The 15,931-nt window shown below is 63.9% G+C and carries 13 protein-coding genes; 2 read left to right on the top strand and 11 right to left on the bottom strand.

What is annotated here, in order from left to right:
• Positions 1-49 precede the first annotated feature (49 nt).
• The 5 genes from FPB55_RS13580 to FPB55_RS13560 all read right to left on the bottom strand — a co-directional run bounded on the left by FPB55_RS13580 (position 50) and on the right by FPB55_RS13560 (position 5,599).
• Positions 50-829 (bottom strand): transglutaminase family protein, encoded by a 780-nt coding sequence (locus tag FPB55_RS13580; RefSeq protein ID WP_009682317.1) that lies wholly within the window; start codon positions 827-829, stop codon positions 50-52.
• Positions 826-1,776, bottom strand: coding sequence for an alpha-E domain-containing protein (locus tag FPB55_RS13575; RefSeq protein ID WP_125854651.1), 951 nt, complete (start codon positions 1,774-1,776; stop codon positions 826-828). The genes FPB55_RS13580 and FPB55_RS13575 overlap by 4 nt, the downstream gene beginning before the upstream one ends.
• Positions 1,777-1,779: 3 nt before the next feature.
• On the bottom strand, positions 1,780-3,189 hold the full coding sequence (locus FPB55_RS13570; protein ID WP_029885140.1) for a circularly permuted type 2 ATP-grasp protein: 1,410 nt from the start codon (positions 3,187-3,189) through the stop codon (positions 1,780-1,782).
• Positions 3,190-3,550: 361 nt separating this feature from the next.
• Positions 3,551-4,588, bottom strand: a complete 1,038-nt coding sequence (locus FPB55_RS13565) for a methionine synthase (RefSeq protein ID WP_144188427.1) — start codon at positions 4,586-4,588, stop codon at positions 3,551-3,553.
• Between the two features lie 27 nt (positions 4,589-4,615).
• Positions 4,616-5,599, bottom strand: a complete 984-nt coding sequence (locus FPB55_RS13560; RefSeq protein ID WP_144188425.1) for a DUF1852 domain-containing protein — start codon at positions 5,597-5,599, stop codon at positions 4,616-4,618.
• A 470-nt stretch (positions 5,600-6,069) separates the two neighbouring features.
• Here FPB55_RS13560 and FPB55_RS26320 point away from each other — a divergent pair, with 470 nt between their 5' ends.
• The gene (locus FPB55_RS26320; protein WP_178097509.1) at positions 6,070-6,207 is read left to right on the top strand and encodes a hypothetical protein; all 138 of its coding nucleotides are present in this window, start codon (positions 6,070-6,072) and stop codon (positions 6,205-6,207) included.
• 45 nt (positions 6,208-6,252) lie between these two features.
• Here FPB55_RS26320 and FPB55_RS13555 read toward each other — a convergent pair whose 3' ends face one another.
• The 6 genes from FPB55_RS13555 to FPB55_RS13530 all read right to left on the bottom strand — a co-directional run bounded on the left by FPB55_RS13555 (position 6,253) and on the right by FPB55_RS13530 (position 14,673).
• Positions 6,253-7,668 carry a TolC family protein gene (locus FPB55_RS13555; RefSeq protein WP_125854658.1) on the bottom strand — a complete coding sequence of 472 codons (1,416 nt, stop codon included), beginning with the start codon at positions 7,666-7,668 and terminating at the stop codon, positions 6,253-6,255.
• Complete coding sequence (locus tag FPB55_RS13550; RefSeq protein WP_115294312.1) at positions 7,665-10,844, bottom strand: efflux RND transporter permease subunit; 3,180 nt, start codon at positions 10,842-10,844, stop codon at positions 7,665-7,667. The genes FPB55_RS13555 and FPB55_RS13550 overlap by 4 nt, the downstream gene beginning before the upstream one ends.
• Before the next feature lie 12 nt (positions 10,845-10,856).
• Complete coding sequence (mexE, locus tag FPB55_RS13545; protein WP_009682303.1) at positions 10,857-12,098, bottom strand: multidrug efflux RND transporter periplasmic adaptor subunit MexE; 1,242 nt, start codon at positions 12,096-12,098, stop codon at positions 10,857-10,859.
• 176 nt (positions 12,099-12,274) lie between these two features.
• Positions 12,275-12,577, bottom strand: a complete 303-nt coding sequence (locus tag FPB55_RS13540; RefSeq protein WP_144188423.1) for a hypothetical protein — start codon at positions 12,575-12,577, stop codon at positions 12,275-12,277.
• Between the two features lie 94 nt (positions 12,578-12,671).
• Complete coding sequence (locus tag FPB55_RS13535) at positions 12,672-14,024, bottom strand: GntP family permease (protein WP_029885131.1); 1,353 nt, start codon at positions 14,022-14,024, stop codon at positions 12,672-12,674.
• 109 nt (positions 14,025-14,133) lie between these two features.
• Positions 14,134-14,673, bottom strand: a complete 540-nt coding sequence (locus FPB55_RS13530; RefSeq protein WP_009682299.1) for a gluconokinase — start codon at positions 14,671-14,673, stop codon at positions 14,134-14,136.
• Between the two features lie 207 nt (positions 14,674-14,880).
• Here FPB55_RS13530 and FPB55_RS13525 point away from each other — a divergent pair, with 207 nt between their 5' ends.
• A complete protein-coding gene (locus tag FPB55_RS13525; RefSeq protein ID WP_054913263.1) occupies positions 14,881-15,900 on the top strand; it encodes a LacI family DNA-binding transcriptional regulator in 1,020 nt (339 codons plus the stop codon).
• The last annotated feature ends 31 nt before the right edge of the window (positions 15,901-15,931 follow it).

Here is a 15,931-nt window from a genome sequence, read left to right as displayed (position 1 = left end):
TAGTGGCCTTGCTGCAGGCGCGCAGCAAGGCTGGCTTGAGGGCCAGGCGTCACTGGCGATGCACGTGAACACTGGCTTGCATGGACTCGGTGCCACCCCCGCGGCGCACGCCCCTGACCGGGCAGGCGTCGAGGTAGTCCAGGCCCACGGCCAGCTTCAGGTGCCGCTCGGGCCGGGTCAGGCGGTTGGTGATGTCGAAGCTGTACCAGGCGTCGTCGACCCAGGCTTCGGCCCATGCATGGCTGGCCAGGTGCTGTTCATCCTCGGTGCACAGGTAGCCGGAAACATAGCGGGCCGGCACCCCCAGGCTACGGGCGCAGGCCAGGAAGGCATGGGTATGGTCCTGGCACACGCCCGCACCGGCATTGAACGCTTCGCTGGCCGTAGTGCCGACGGAGGTCGACCCTGGGCTGTAGGGCATGCGCTCGGCCAGCCCCTGCATCAGGTCGATCAATGCGGCGCGGTCACGGTGCGTGCCGCATTGCCGGGCGGCGAAGGCCACCAGCGCGTCATCGGCCAGGGTCAGGTGGCTGCCACGCAAGAACGGCAGGGGTGACTGGCAGGCTGCCTCCTGTTCGCAGGCCGGGTCGATTTCGACCTGGCCGCTGGCAGTAAGGGCCAGGTGCCCATGGGGTTTGTCCAGCGTCAGCACATGCAGGATGTTGCCGTACGGGTCGATCTGGCTCTTCACCTTGCAAGGCAGGTCCAGTTGCCATTCGACGATGCGCTGGCGTTCGCTGCTGCGCGGGGTAAGGCGCAGGAACTGGATGCTGTTGGACACATCACTGGCGTAGCTGTAGGTGGTGTCGTGGCGGATGGACAGTTTCATACAACCTCCAGGTAGGAGTGATGGACCGCCTGGCCCAGTTGGTTGACGCGGCCGATGAAATCGCTGAGCCAGGGATGCAGCCCGGCGTCGAGGATTTCGTCGATGGCGGTATAGCGCAGCCGCGCGTTGAGCTCGGCGGCCAGCCGCTGGGCCGCTCGCCCGGTACTGCCAGGCAGGCCGGCCAGGATCTGGTCCAGCTCCTCGATACAGGCATGCAGCGAGCGCGGCACGTCGACGCGCAGCAACAGCAATTCGGAAACCGGCCCGGCACTGGGCGCGGCGCGGTAGATTTGATTGAAGGCTTCGTAGGAGGTCAGGGCGCGCAGCAAGGCACTCCACTGGTAGAAACCCCTGGCCGAGTCGTCGCTGACCTCGTCGGAGGCCTCGCCGAACATTTCATAGCGCGCATCGAGCAGCCGCAGGGTGTTGTCGGCCCGTTCCAGGAAGGTGCCCAGGCGAATGAAGCTGTAGGCATCGTTGCGCATGATGGTACCGGAGGTGGCGCCGCGGAACAGGTGCGAGCGCTCCTTGACCCAGTCACAGAACTGGCTGATGCCGTAGCGGCCCAGCCCGTTGCTGGCAATGTTGCGCATTTCGATCCAGGTGGCGTTGATGTTCTCCCACATGTCCGCCGTTATCCGCCCGCGCACTGCATGGGCGTTGGTTCTGGCCGCCTGCAGGCAGCAGTAGATGCTGCCGGGGTTGGTGGCATCGAGGGCGAAGAAATGCAGCATGCGCTCGGTGTCGAGCTCGGCGTGGCGACGGATGTAGTCGTCGAGCGTGCCCGAGGCCAACAGTGACATGGCCAGTTCGGCATGGCCGTCGCTGCGCCCCGCCTGCGGCATCAGTGACAGCGAGTAGCTGACCTCGAGCATGCGCGCCAGGTTTTCCGCACGTTCCAGGTAGCGGGACATCCAGTACAGATCAGAAGCAGTTCGCGAAAGCATGGTTCAGTCCTCCACCACCCAGGTGTCTTTGGTACCGCCACCTTGTGACGAGTTGACCACCAGCGAGCCTTCCTTCAGCGCCACGCGGGTCAGGCCGCCTGGCACCAGGCGGGTTTCGCTGCCCGACAGTACGAACGGGCGCAGGTCGATATGCCGCGGCGCGATGCCGCTGTCGACGAAGGTCGGGCAGGTGGACAGGCACAAGGTCGGTTGCGCGATATAGGCATGTGGACGCGCTTTGATGCGGGCGCGGAAGTCCTCGATCTGCGCGGCAGTGGCGGCGGGCCCGACCAGCATGCCGTAGCCGCCGGAGCCCTGGGTTTCCTTGACCACCAGTTCGGGCAGGTTGGCCAGTACATGGGACAGGTCGGCCGGCTTGCGGCACTGCCACGTCGGTACGTTGTTGAGGATCGGCTCCTCGCCCAGGTAAAAGCGGATCATGTCGGCGACATAGGGGTAGATCGACTTGTCGTCGGCTACGCCGGTGCCCACCGCGTTGGCCAGCACTACGTTGCCGGCGCGGTACACCGAAATCAGCCCGGGCACGCCCAGCATCGAGTCGGGGTTGAACGAGAGGGGGTCGAGGTAGTCGTCGTCCAGCCTGCGGTAAATCACATCGACCCGTTGCGGGCCGGCGGTCGTGCGCATGTACACATGCTCGTCGCGCACGAACAGATCCGCGCCTTCGACCAGCTCGATGCCCATTTCGCGGGCCAGGAAGGCATGCTCGAAATAGGCACTGTTGAAGCGCCCTGGGGTAAGCAGCACAGCAGTGGGGTTATCCAGCGGGCTGGCGCTCTTGAGCGTGTCCAGCAGCAGGTTGGGGTAGTGGTCGATGGGCGCGATGCGCTGGGCGGCGAACAGCTCGGGGAACAGGCGCATCATCATCTTGCGGTCTTCGAGCATGTAGCTGACACCACTGGGGGTGCGCAGGTTGTCTTCCAGCACGAAATAGCTGCCATCGCCATCGCGCACCAGGTCCACGCCGGCGATGTGCGCATACAGGCCCCGGTGCAGGTCCAGGCCCTGCATGGCGATCTGATAACCCTCGTTGGCCAGGACCTGCTCTGGCGGGATGATCCCGGCCTTGAGGATGCGCTGGTCGTGGTAGATGTCTTCCAAAAACAGGTTCAGGGCCTGCACGCGCTGGATACAGCCGCGCTCGACCGTACGCCACTCGCTGGCGCGGATGCTGCGCGGGATGATATCGAAGGGGATCAGCCGCTCGGTGTCCTGTTTGTCGCCATACAAGGTAAAAGTGATACCGGCGCGGTGGAACAGCAGGTCGGCCTCGCGCCGGCGCTGCTCCAGCAGCTCCAGCGGGGTGTTCGCCAGCCAGCGGGCGAACTCCTGGTAGTGCGGGCGGCAGCTGCCGTTCGCGTCGTACATTTCATTGAAAAAAGCCCGGGACATACCCACTCCTTGCCGCCGTTACCGGCAGCTTCATTGCCGTTCATCTGCGTCTTTCAGGGTGCTGCCTTGCTGGTAAGTGGGGGTGTCGTCAGCCTCGGTCGCGTTGGGTTGCGGGTGCATTCCGTTCACCAACCAGCATTGCAATGAAAGTGCCGAAAACCCGGTGCAGTGCCGGGCAGGCCAGGGAATGGGCGGTGGGCAGCGGTTTTGCTGGGCGGCGCCTGGTCCAGGCGGGGTGAGGTGGCGGCCGGCTGACCGGCCGGCGTGCATCAAAACAGGGCGCCTGGTGTGCAGCCGCGTTTTTTGAACCGAGTTGGTGCGTACCGCAATGCCGGCCAGGCCAGGCAGGCGGTTCAACACCTCAACCCGCGTTGGCGGTCAGTTCCTGGCGAACGATGGCAGCCCCGGCGCTCAACGCCTTGAGCTTGCCGCTGGCGACCGCGCGTGGCAGTGGGGCCATGCCGCAGTTGGTGCAGGGGTAGAGCTTGTCGGCGTCGACGAACTGCAACGCCTTGCGCAGGGTGTCGGCCACGGCTTCGGGTGTTTCGATGGCAGGGTTGGCGACATCGATGGCACCGACCATGACCTTCTTGCCCCGAATCAGCTCAAGCAGTTCCATCGGCACATGGGCGTTGTGGCACTCCAGCGAAATGATATCGATGCTCGACTGCTGCAACGTCGGGAACACCTGTTCATATTGCCGCCATTGCGCCCCCAGGGTCTGTTTCCAATCGGTGTTGGCCTTGATCCCGTAGCCATAGCAGATGTGCACCGCGGTTTCGCACTTGAGCCCTTGAACGGCGCGCTCCAGGGCGGCCACGCCCCAGTCGTTGACCTCATCGAAGAACACATTGAACGCCGGTTCGTCGAACTGGATGATATCGACGCCCGCCGCTTCCAGTTCCAGTGCTTCCTGGTTGAGTAGCCTGGCAAATTCCCAGGCCAGTTTTTCCCGGCTTTTGTAATGGCTGTCATACAGCGTGTCGATCATGGTCATTGGGCCCGGCAGCGCCCACTTTATTGGCTGGGCAGTTTGCTGGCGGAGGAACCTGGCATCGTCGACGAACACCGGTGCCTGTCGCGCGACAGCACCCACCACCGAGGGCACGCTGGCGTCGTAGCGATCGCGAATGCGCACGGTCTGGCGTTGCTGGAAATCGACCCCGCTCAAGTGTTCGATGAACGTGGTCACGAAATGTTGGCGGGTCTGTTCGCCGTCACTGACGATAACGATGCCCGCGTGCTGCTGTTCCTGCAAGGCCAGGCGCAAGGCGTCCTGTTTGCCTTCGGCCAGCTGCGCGCCCTGCAATTTCCAGGGTGACCAGAGTGTTTCAGGCTCCGCCAGCCAGGTAGGCTTGGGCAAACTGCCGGCAGTGGAGGTGGGAAGTAGCGTGTTCATCAGCGGTTACCTTGTGCGTTGAGGTGATCAGCCGGCGTATTGAGCGGACCATTGCTCCAGGGTGGTCTGGTACGGTTTGACGAAGCGCTCCTCGGCAAACCTGCCTTGTTCGAGCGCCAGGCGGCTGCGCTCTTCGCGGTCGTAGACAATGCGTGTAAGCGAATAGTCCTGGTGCTGCAGGCTCGGTTGGTAGGCCATTGCGGCTGCCGCATTGGCGTTGTAGATCTCGGGGCGGTAGATCTTCTGAAAGGTTTCCATGGTGCTGATGGTGCTGATCAGCTCCAGGTTGCTGTAGTCGGCCAACAGGTCACCGGCAAAGTAGAAAGCCAATGGCGCCACGCTGCCGGGCGGCATGAAGTAGCGCACCTTGAGCCCCATCCTGCTGAAGTATTCGTCGGTCAGCGAGTGGTCGTTCTGGTGATACTCCACGCCCAGCACCGGGTGCTGGTTTTCAGTGCGGTGGTAAACCCTGCTGCTCGACACACTCAGGCAGATGACCGGCGGCTTGTCGAAGTGCGCCTTGTAGGTGGCCGAGTTGATGAAGCACTTGAACAGCTTGCCATGCAGTTCGCCAAAGTTGTCCGGCGTGCTGAAGCTTGGCCGACCCTTGTTGTGTTCCAGCAACAACACACTGAAGTCGTAGTCCCGCACGTACGAGGAAAAGTTGTTACCGACCATGCCATCGATGCGGCGGTTGGTGGTGTGGTCGACGATATGGGTCTGCAACAGCTCGATCAGCGGCAGGCCGCTGCTGCGCTGTTCACTGTGCAGGTGCAGTTCCACCGAAATGATATCCAGCTCTACGCTGTAACGGTCTGCATAGGCATTGTCCCAGTGCGCCAGGGCGTTGAAGCGGTTGTCGATCATCTGCAAGGTGTTGCGCAGGTTTTCCTGGCGGTTTTCCCCCCGCGCCAGGTTGGCGAAATTGGTGGTGATGCGGGTGTTTTCGCCGGGCTGGTAGTGCTCGTCGAAAGCGATGCGCTGCACAGTGAATTGCGGTGCGTAAGCCATGTTGTACGGTGTCCTGATGCCTGGCTCGTGCCGTTGGGTAGTGCAAGCAGGCAACTATTGCCATGGCGCGAGCGACGTGATGTCCGTGTTCAGGCCGTATTCTAGGCAGGGTCCCTACATGAATGATATTGAAGATAAATCACTAATGATTTAGAACCGCTCATGATGCTGGGGTGTCGGGAGTAGGCAACGGGAAGGAAAGCTTGTGTATGCGGTCGAGCGCGGGCGGTTGGCCCTGTGATCTTGCTCGCAACTTTCCAGACTAAAGGTACGGAATTTTCGAGTTGGCATGAATATCCCATGTTAGTCGGGAGTCCAGTCTCCACCTACTGCACTACCTCCATCACCTCCACGGAAGAACAAGAAAGGGGGCTAACATGAGTTGTCTGATTTGCGCAGGGCACGCGGATTCCGTCGAATGCACCCTTGGATGGGAGGAGCGGCGCTGTGCCCAATGCGGGTGTTACCGAATGTCCCAGTCGCTGATCCTGTTGATGATGGAAGAGGGGCAGATCTTCGACACCGAGCGCATGCGCGAGTGGCTGGTCGTGCAACGCGGGCAGGTGCCTGTGCCCGACATCGACCATGACCACGCCATACTGCGCTAACGGCCTGCAGCGGTGTAGCGCCACAGGCCATGGTCGTGCCTGGGGTCAGTGCGCGCTGGCCACGGTCTGCGGTTGCCAGCCGCCACCCAGGGCTTTGTAGATCGAAACGATGCCGCGGTACAGCTCGACCTCGCCTTGCGCTTGCGCATCTTCGGCACTCAACCGTTCGCGTTCGGCATCGAGCAGTACCAGGTAGTCCACGGTCCCCTCGCGATAGCGAATCGAGGCCAGTTGCGCCGCCTTGCGGCTGGCTTCGCTCTGGCGCATCAACGACAGCAACCGTTGTTGGGTCTTGGCGTAGTCGCTGAAGGCGTTGGCCGACTCTTCCAGTGCCAGCAACACCTGTTGCTCGTAATTGGCCATGGCGCCTTCGGCGTCGGCCTTGGCCCCGCGCAGGCGGGCCCGCACGCTGCCCAGGTCGAACGCCGCCCAGGTAATGCTGGGGCCCAAGGCCCAGGCGTTGGCCGCCGATGAGCCGAGCTGCGACCCGCGCGCGGCGGTAAAGCCCAGGAAGCCGCTGAGGCTGACACGCGGGAACAGGTCGGCGGTGGCGACGCCGACGTTGGCCGTGGCGGCTGCCAGCTGGCGTTCGGCGCTGCGAATGTCAGGGCGGCGGCGCAGCAGTTCGCCGGGGTCGCCCACCGGCAGCGCCTTGGCGATGGCCGGCAGCGCCTTGGGCGACAAGTCTACGCTGAGGGCGTCGGGGCGCTGGCCGAGGAGGGTGGCGATGCGGTGCCGCGCCCGCGCCTGTTCGGCCTGCAGTTGCGGCACGGTCGCTTCGACCCCGGCCAGGCGGGCATCGGCGCGTACCACGTCGAGGTCGTTGCCGACCCCGGCGTCGCGCAGGGTTTCGGTGATGCTGCGCGATTGCTGCTGGGTCTTGAGGTTGGCCAGGGCAATCTTCTCGCGCAGCTGTGCACCGCGTAATTGCCCATAGGCATCGACCAGTTCGGCGATCAGGCTGACCTGCAACTGCTGCAGGTCGGCGGCAGCGGCCGCTTCCTGCGCTTCACTGGCTTCGATCTGGCGCTGGATGCGGCCGAACAGGTCCAGCTCCCAGGCCATGTCCAGGCCCAGGTCATAGCGTTCGCTGTTCACCCGTTGCTCGGTCTGGCCAGGAACCTGGCCTTTGCCGATATCGCTGCTGGCACGGCTGGTGACCACCGGGAACGGGTCGTTCTCGGCGTCTTCACGGATCGAGCGGGCCGACTTCAGGCGGGCGAAGGCCACGCGCAGATCCCGGTTGCCGGTCAACGAAGCCTGCACCAGCTGGTTCAGTACCGGGTCGTCGAACTGCTTCCACCACAAGCTTTCAAAGTGGCTGCGGTCATAGGCCTTGGCCTGCGCATCAGCGCCCAGCGGGGCAGGTGCGGTGGCGGGGGCCTGGTAGTCCGGGCCGACCGCGCAGGCGGCCAGGGCCAGGGCCAGCAGGCTTGGCGTCAGGGGTTTGAGCAGGTTCATGCGTGGTTCTCCAGCACTTGCACGCGTTCGGCCTTGGGGGCCTGGCGACGCTCGACGAAACGGCGGATCAGGAAGAAGAACACCGGGGTGAGGAACAAGCCGAATACGGTCACGCCGATCATCCCGGAGAACACCGCCACACCCATGGCATGGCGCATTTCCGAGCCTGCACCCGAGCTGAAGACCAGCGGCACCACACCCATGATGAAGGCGATGGAGGTCATCAGGATCGGCCGCAGCCGCAGGCGGCACGCTTCCAGCACGGCAGCCAGCGGGTCGAGGCCCTTGGCTTGTTCGTCCTTGGCGAACTCGACGATCAGGATCGCGTTCTTGCACGCCAGGCCCACCAGCACGATCAGCCCGATCTGGGTGAAGATGTTGTTGTCGCCACCCGATACGATCACACCGGTGATCGCCGACAGCAGGGTCATCGGCACGATCAGGATCACTGCCAGCGGCAGGCTCCAGCTTTCGTACTGGGCAGCCAGTACCAGGAAGGCCAGCAGCACGCACAGCGGGAAGACGAACAGCGCGGTATTGCCCGACAGGATCTGCTGATAGGTCAGGTCGGTCCACTCGAAGGTCATGCCGTTGGGCAGTTCCGCTTTCAGCAGTTTTTCGATGGCCGCCTCGGCCTGGCCAGAGCTGTAGCCGGGCGCTGCGGCACCGTTGATTTCAGCGGTGATGAAACCGTTGTAGTGCATCACACGGTCCGGCCCGGAGGTATCGCTGACCTTGAGGAAGGTCGCCAGCGGTATCATCTCGCCCAGGTTGTTGCGCACCTTCAATTGGCCGATTTGCTCGGCATCGAGGCGGAACTGCTGCTCAGCCTGGACGTTGACCTGGTAAGTGCGGCCAAAGCGGTTGAAGTCGTTGGTGTACAGCGAGCCCAGGTAGACCTGCAGGGTGTCGAAGATGTCGCTGATCGCCACGCCATGGGTCTTGGCCTTTTCCCGGTCGATGGCGGCATCGACCTGCGGCACGTTGACCTGGTAGCTGGTGAACAGGCCCGTCAGCTCCGGCACCTCGTGGCTTTTGGCAATGATGTTCTGGGTTTCCTTGTACAGCGCTTCGTAGCCCAGGTTGCCGCGGTCTTCGATCTGCAGGCGGAAGCCGCCGATGGTGCCCAGGCCTTGTACCGGCGGTGGCGGGAAGATCGCGATGTAGGCGTCCTGAATGTCGGCGAACTGGGCATTGAGCGCGGCAGCGATGGCGGCAGCCGACTGGCTTGGGTCCTTGCGCTCGTCAAACGGCTTGAGTGGGGTGAACACGATGCCGCTGTTCGGGCTGTTGGTGAAGCCGTTGATCGACAGGCCAGGGAAGGCGACCGAGTCGGCCACGCCAGGTTGCTTGAGGGCGATTTCGCTCATGCGCTTGATCACCGCCTCGGTGCGGTCGAGGCTGGCGGCGTCGGGCAACTGGGCGAAGGCCACCAGGTATTGCTTGTCCTGGGCCGGTACGAAGCCGGTGGGGGTAGACGAGAAACCCAGGTAGGTCAGGCCCATCAGGCCGGCGTACACGAACAGGGCGATGCCGCTGGAGCGAATGACCCGGCGCACGCCGCCCACGTAGCGGTGCGAGGCACGGTCGAAAAAGCGGTTGAACGGGGCGAACAGCCAGCTGCCCAGGAGTTTTTCCAGTAACCGCGAGAAACGGTCCTTGGGCGCATGGTGTTCCTTGAGCAGTACGGCAGCCAACGCCGGTGACAGGGTCAGCGAGTTGAATGCCGAGATCACCGTGGAAATGGCGATGGTCAGCGCGAACTGCTTGTAGAACTGCCCGGTCAGGCCGGAAATGAAGGCAGCAGGCACGAACACCGCACACAGGACCAAGGCGGTGGCGATGATCGGCCCGGTCACTTCGGCCATGGCCTTCTGCGTCGCCTCCAGGGGTTTGAGGCCCAAGCCGATATTGCGCTCGACGTTTTCCACCACCACGATGGCGTCGTCCACCACGATACCGATGGCCAGCACCAGGCCGAACAATGACAGGGCGTTGAGCGAGAAGCCGAACAGGTGCATGACCGCAAAGGTGCCGATCAGCGATACCGGCACCGCCAGCAACGGGATGATCGAGGCGCGCCAGGTTTGCAGGAACAGAATGACCACCAGCACCACCAGCACCAGCGCTTCGAACAGGGTGTGCACCACCGCCTCGATGGAGCCGCGCACGAACACGGTCGGGTCATAGACGATGCTGTAGTCCATGCCTTCGGGGAAGTCCTTCTTCAGCTCGGCCATTTTTGCCCGTACTTCGTCGGAGATCTCGATGGCGTTCGAGCCTGGGCGCTGGAAGATCGGCAGTGCCACTGCCGGCTGGTTGTTCAGCAACGAGCGCAGGGCATATTGGCTGGAGCCGAGCTCGACCCGGGCGATGTCTTTCAGCCGGGTGATTTCGCCGTCGGCGCCGGCGCGGATGATGATGTTCTCGAACTCTTCCTCGTTGACCAGGCGGCCCTGGGTGTTGATCGACAGCTGGAAACTGGTCGAACCCGGGGCGGGCGGGGCGCCCAACTGGCCGGCGGCGACCTGGCGGTTCTGTTCGCGAATGGCTGCGACCACGTCACTGGCGGTGAGGTTGCGCGAAGCAGTTTTGTTCGGGTCGAGCCAGACGCGCAGCGAGTAGTCGCCCATGCCGAACAGCTGCACATCACCCACGCCGCCAAGGCGTGCCAACTCGTCCTTGATATTGAGGATGGCGTAGTTGGACAGGTAGAGCATGTCGTAGCGGTTGTCCGGCGAGGTCAGGTGCACGACCATGGTCAGGTCGGGCGAGGCCTTGTCGACGGTGATACCGATGCGGGTTACTTCTTCCGGCAGCTTGGGCTGGGTGCGGGTGACGCGGTTCTGCACCTGCACCTGGGCGTTGTCCAGGTCGGTGCCCAAGGCGAAGGTGATGGTCAGCGTCAGTTTGCCGTCAGCGGTGGACTGGGAAGACATGTACAGCATGTTCTCCACACCGGTAATGGCTTGCTCCAGCGGCGCAGCCACGGTTTCGCCGATGACTTTCGGGTTGGCACCCGGGAAGTTGGCGCGTACCACCACGGTTGGCGGCACTACCTCGGGGTATTCGCTGATGGGTAACTGGAACAGCGAGATCGAGCCGGCAATCAGCAGCACCAGCGACAGCACGGCGGCGAAGATCGGCCGGGTTATGAAGAATTTGGAGAAGTTCATCGGTCTGGTCCCTTAACCGCGTGGCGCCTGGGCGCTGGCGTTTTTCACGTTGTTGCCCGCCACTTTGGGCGCCGGGTTGCTGGCCTCCAGGGCCTGGCGCTGTTGGGCGAGGGCGGCCAGGGTCTGCTCGCTGGCCATCTGGGTTTCCTGCGGCGTTACCGGCGAACCCGGGCGTACGCGCTGCAGGCCCTTGACCACGATGCGCTCGTCCTTGCCCAGGCCGCTGCGCACGATGCGCAGGCCTTCAAGTTTTGGCCCCAGTTCCACAGCGCGGTAGGCGGCCTTGTTGTCCTTGTCCATGACCAGCACGAACTTCTTGCCAAGGTCGGTGCCCACGGCCTCGTCGTTGATCAGTACGGCGTCGTACTGGGCGCTGCCCACCAGCTTCAGCCGGGCATACAGGCCCGGGGTGAACTGGCCGTCGCGGTTGTCGAACACGGCGCGGCCACGGATGGTGCCCGTGCGCGGGTTGACCTGGTTGTCGACGAAGTTCATCTGGCCCAGGTGAGGGGTGCCGGTTTCGTTGGTCAGGCCGAGGTACACCGGGGTGCTCTGGCCGCGTTGGCCCTCGCGCGCCAGCTGGGTGTACTTGAGGTACACGCGCTCGTCGGCGTCGAAGTAGGCGTAGACCTTGTCGGTGGAGACCACGCTGGTCAGCGGGGTCACGTCGGCGCTGACGATGTTGCCGGCCGTGAACGCGGCGCGGCTGACCCGGCCGCTGATCGGCGCGGTAACCCGGGTAAAGCTGAGGTTCAGGCGGGCGAGGTCCAGTTGAGCCTGGATGGCGTCGACCCCGGCCCGGGCTTCGGCAGCGGCGCTGCTGCGCGATTCGGCCAGCTCGGCGGAAATGGCGTTGCTGTCGCGCAGGCGCTCACCACGGCGGGCTTCATTGGCGCTGCGGATGGCGGTGGCCTTGGCTTGTTGCAACTGGGCTTCGAGGCGGCGGACTTCTGCCTGGAACGGGCGTGGGTCGATCTGGAACAGCAGGTCGCCTTTCTTGACCTGGGCGCCCTCGGTGAAGGCGACCTGGTCGATCTGGCCGGACACCCGCGGGCGCACCTCGACGGTTTCCGGGGCTTCGAGGCGGCCGGTGAACTCGTCCCATTCATTGATCGGTTGCTCGATCACCTTGGCCACGGTGACTTTCGGCGCGGCGGGAGCCTGCACGGCGTCGGGGGTTCGGCCGCAAGCGCTGATCACCACCACAGCCAGGGCTGCGAGGGGGAAGCGCAAGGGTTTGAGTGATTGTTCCATGGAGAACTCCGCCAATGTATTAGTGATGGGCGGAGTGTGAGTGTCTTGCGCGAGAGGCACGAATCGAACGGGCCGAAATCTATTATCACGCTGAATGATAGGTCGGGATCAGCGGGTGGTGAATCGAGGGTGCGGGCCTGCACCCGAAGCCGGTGCCAGGGCCCGCTGCCACGGGCTTAGCGTTGGCTGCTGCCAGCGCCGCCTGCGTCGGCACCACCGGTCCCTTCGGACCCCGTGCCGTCCATGCCTGGCAAGTCACGACTGTCGTTCTGCTGGGCGGGCGGGCTGTCCGGGTCATTGCCCTTGATGCGCGGGTCGGTATCCCGCGGCATGGGTTTTTCGATCGGGTTGAGGGTGCTGTCCACGCCGGGCTGCGGCGCGTTGTTGTGCGGGTCGTCGGGGTAGGTCGGGCCAGTGCCGGCGGCAAGCGCCAGTGGCGAGGCGAGCAGGGCAATCAGCAGCACGCTTGAGCGGTTCATGGCAGTCTCCATTGCGTCGGGTGGGGCGTACTCCTTTTCGGCCCCACCCGTGGCGCTAACGTGCCATTGTTGCGCTCATTGTTCCGATCAGCGGTTACACCACCATCGACAACAACATGATGAAGATGATGCCGACGATGGAAAGAATCGTCTCCATCATGCTCCAGGTCTTGAAGGTTTCGGCCACGGTCATGTTGAAGTACTGCTTCACCAGCCAGAAGCCGGCGTCGTTCACATGCGACAGGATCAGCGACCCGGCGCCGGTGGCCAGCACCAGCAACTCACGGTTCACCCCCGGTACCAGGTCGATCACCGGTGCCACGATACCCGCGCCGGTGATGGTCGCGACGGTGGCCGAACCGGTGGCGATACGGATCACCGCCGCTACCAGCCAGGCCAGCAGGATCGGCGAAATTTCCGCTTGCACGGCCATTTGCCCGATCACATTGCCCACCCCGGTGTCCACCAGCATCTGCTTGAAACCGCCGCCGGCACCGACGATCAGCACGATCGCAGCGGTTGGCGCCAGGCTCTGGTCGAGCATTTTCATGATTTGCTGGCGGTTGAAACCGCGGGCCGAGCCAAAGGTGTAGAAGGCCAGCAGCAAGGCAGCGAGCAGGGCGGTGATCGGGTGGCCGATCAGGTCCATCCACTGGCGCACGATGTGCTCGGCAGGCAGCACCACGTCGGCGAAGGTTTTCAGCAGCATCAAGGCCACCGGCAGCAGCACGGTGATCAGGGTGATGCTGAAGCTCGGCAGGTTGCCCTGGTCGGACTCCTTGGCGATCTGGTCCATCAGCTCCTGCGACGGGTTGCCGGGAATGTAGCGGGAGATGAAGTTACCGAACAGCGGGCCGGCGATGATGGCGGTAGGCAGCGCCACGATCAGGCCGTAGAAAATGGTCTTGCCGATGTCGGCGTGGAAGATGCCGATCGCCAGCAACGGGCCCGGGTGCGGCGGTACCAGGCCATGCACGACCGACAGGCCGGCCAGCAATGGAATGCCGATTTTCACCAGCGAAACCCCGGAGCGCCGGGCCACGATGAACACCAGTGGAATCAGCAGCACGAAGCCGATTTCGAAGAACAGCGGAATGCCCACCAGGAAAGCGGCGAACATCATGGCCCAGTGCACGTTCTTCTTGCCGAAGGCGCGAATCAGGGTTTGCGCGATCTGGTCGGCGCCGCCGGAGTCGGCCATCAGTTTGCCAAGCATGGTGCCCAGGGCGAGCACGATGCCGACAAAGCCCAGCACACCGCCAAAGCCGTCCTGGAACGACTTCATGACCTTGGCCACCGGCATGCCGGAGGTCAGGCCCAGAAAGCCAGCCGCCAGGGTGAGGGCGACGAAGGGGTGAACCTTGAAGTGGGTGATCAGCAGGATCAGCCCGACGATCGTCACGAGCGCGTCGAGCAACAGGAAGGTATCAGTAGCCAGTCCGAACATGGTTTCAAGGCCTCGGTCTTATCGTTGTTTTGGCGTAGCGTTTTGGGAACTTTCCGCGCTTTCGCGGGGTCGGGTAGCGCTGTCTTTGGTGAGCCGGTAAACCGCTGGGTCAGGCGGTCTGCGCCAGGCCCTGCTCACCGCAGCGCTTTAGCCAGCGGTCTACCGCTTCGGCCAGGGCTTCGATGGGCTGGGTAGCGTCCAGGGCCAGGGTCAGGGGCTCGCCACGGGGCGATTCCAAGGCTGCGAACTGGCTGTCGATCAGACTGGCCGGCATGAAATGCCCAGGGCGTGCCAGCACGCGCTTTTCGGCTTCGGCAGCCGACAGTTCGAGGAAAACGAACACCAGCCCAGGCATGGCCTGGCGCAGGGTTTCGCGGTAGCGGCGTTTGAGCGCCGAGCAGGTCAGGATCGGGCGTTCGCCGGCCTGGCTGATGGTTTGCAACTCTTCGCCCAGGCGCACCAGCCAGCCGGCGCGGTCGGCGTCGTCCAGGGGGATGCCCGCGCTCATCTTGCGGATGTTTTCGGCAGGGTGGAAAGCGTCGCCTTCGATCAGGCGACCGCCGCTTCGGGCAGCGATGGCAGCACCGATGCAGCTTTTGCCGCAACCGGCCACGCCCATCACCACGATGGCGGACAGGGGAGAATTCATCAGTACCTCCTGCGGGGTGAGGTAGCGCTGTCTCGTCGCTGACGAACAGCCACCTCCCCGGTGTTATTGGTCTTGTCCTTACGCAGTATGGACGCCTGGCAGCACGCGTGTAGCGGCAGCTACCAAAGATTACATTGCCTGCATCCTGAGACAGCGCTACCTTAGTGGCCGTTCCCCATCCTTGCAAGTAGTAAAATTACAACATCCATGTCCCGCACCGGCTCCCGTACCACAGGTCGTCCTACCCTGGCTGAAGTGGCCAGGCTTTCCGGGGTTTCCCCGATCACCGCTTCGCGCGCGCTGCGCGGCGTGAGCACGGTTGCCCCAGAGCTGGCCGCAAAGGTCATGGCTGCCGCCGCCAGCCTGGGCTACGTGGCCAACCCTGCGGCCCGGGCGTTGGCCTCGGCGCGCAGCCAGTCTGTCGTGGTGCTGATCCCGTCGCTGTCCAACCAGCTGTTCATCGATACCCTGGAGGCCATCCACGACGTCATGCGCCCGCGTGGGCTCGAGGTGCTGATCGGCAACTATCACTATGACCTGGCCGAAGAAGAGAACCTGATCCGCAATTACCTGGCCTATCAGCCCTGCGGCATGTTGCTGACCGGGTTCGAGCGCAGCGATGCGGCCCGCCAGATGCTGGCCGCCAGCGGTGTACCCTGCGTGCACATGATGGAGCTCAAGGGCGAGCCGGGGGCAGTATCGGTCGGGTTTTCCCAGGAGCAGGCGGGGCGGGCTGCCGCGCGGCACCTGATCGAGCGCGGGCGCAAGCGCCTGGCATTCATAGCCGCGCAACTCGACCCGCGGGTGATGCAGCGGGCCGAGGGCTTCCGCCAGGCCCTGGCCGAGGCGGGCCTGCACGCTGCGGAACTGGAAGTGTTGGCCCCGGAGCCTTCTTCGATTGCCTTGGGCAGCACACTGTTCAGCCGCCTGATGCAGCAGGCCCCGGATGTGGACGGCATCTTCTTCTGCAACGACGACCTGGCCCAGGGCGCTGTCTTGCAGGCGTTGCGCCAAGGTGTGGAGGTGCCTCGCCAGGTGGCCATGGTGGGCTTCAACGACCTGCCGGCTTCGGCGCACATGGTGCCGCGCCTCACGTCTATCCGTACCCCGCGGGCTGCCGTCGGTCGGGGCGCGGCCCAGGCCTTGCTCGCGTTGCTGGACGGCAAACGGGTGGCCAGTGCCCAACAGGACCTGGGTTTTGAGCTGATGGTGCGGGAAAGTACCTGATTCGCTCCCCTGTGCAATGGCGTTGACCACG

The sequence above is a fragment of the Pseudomonas sp. BJP69 genome, assembly GCF_007633355.1.
Classification (GTDB): Bacteria; Pseudomonadota; Gammaproteobacteria; order Pseudomonadales; family Pseudomonadaceae; genus Aquipseudomonas; species Aquipseudomonas juntendi.
This window is presented reverse-complemented; position numbering and strand designations above follow the sequence as displayed.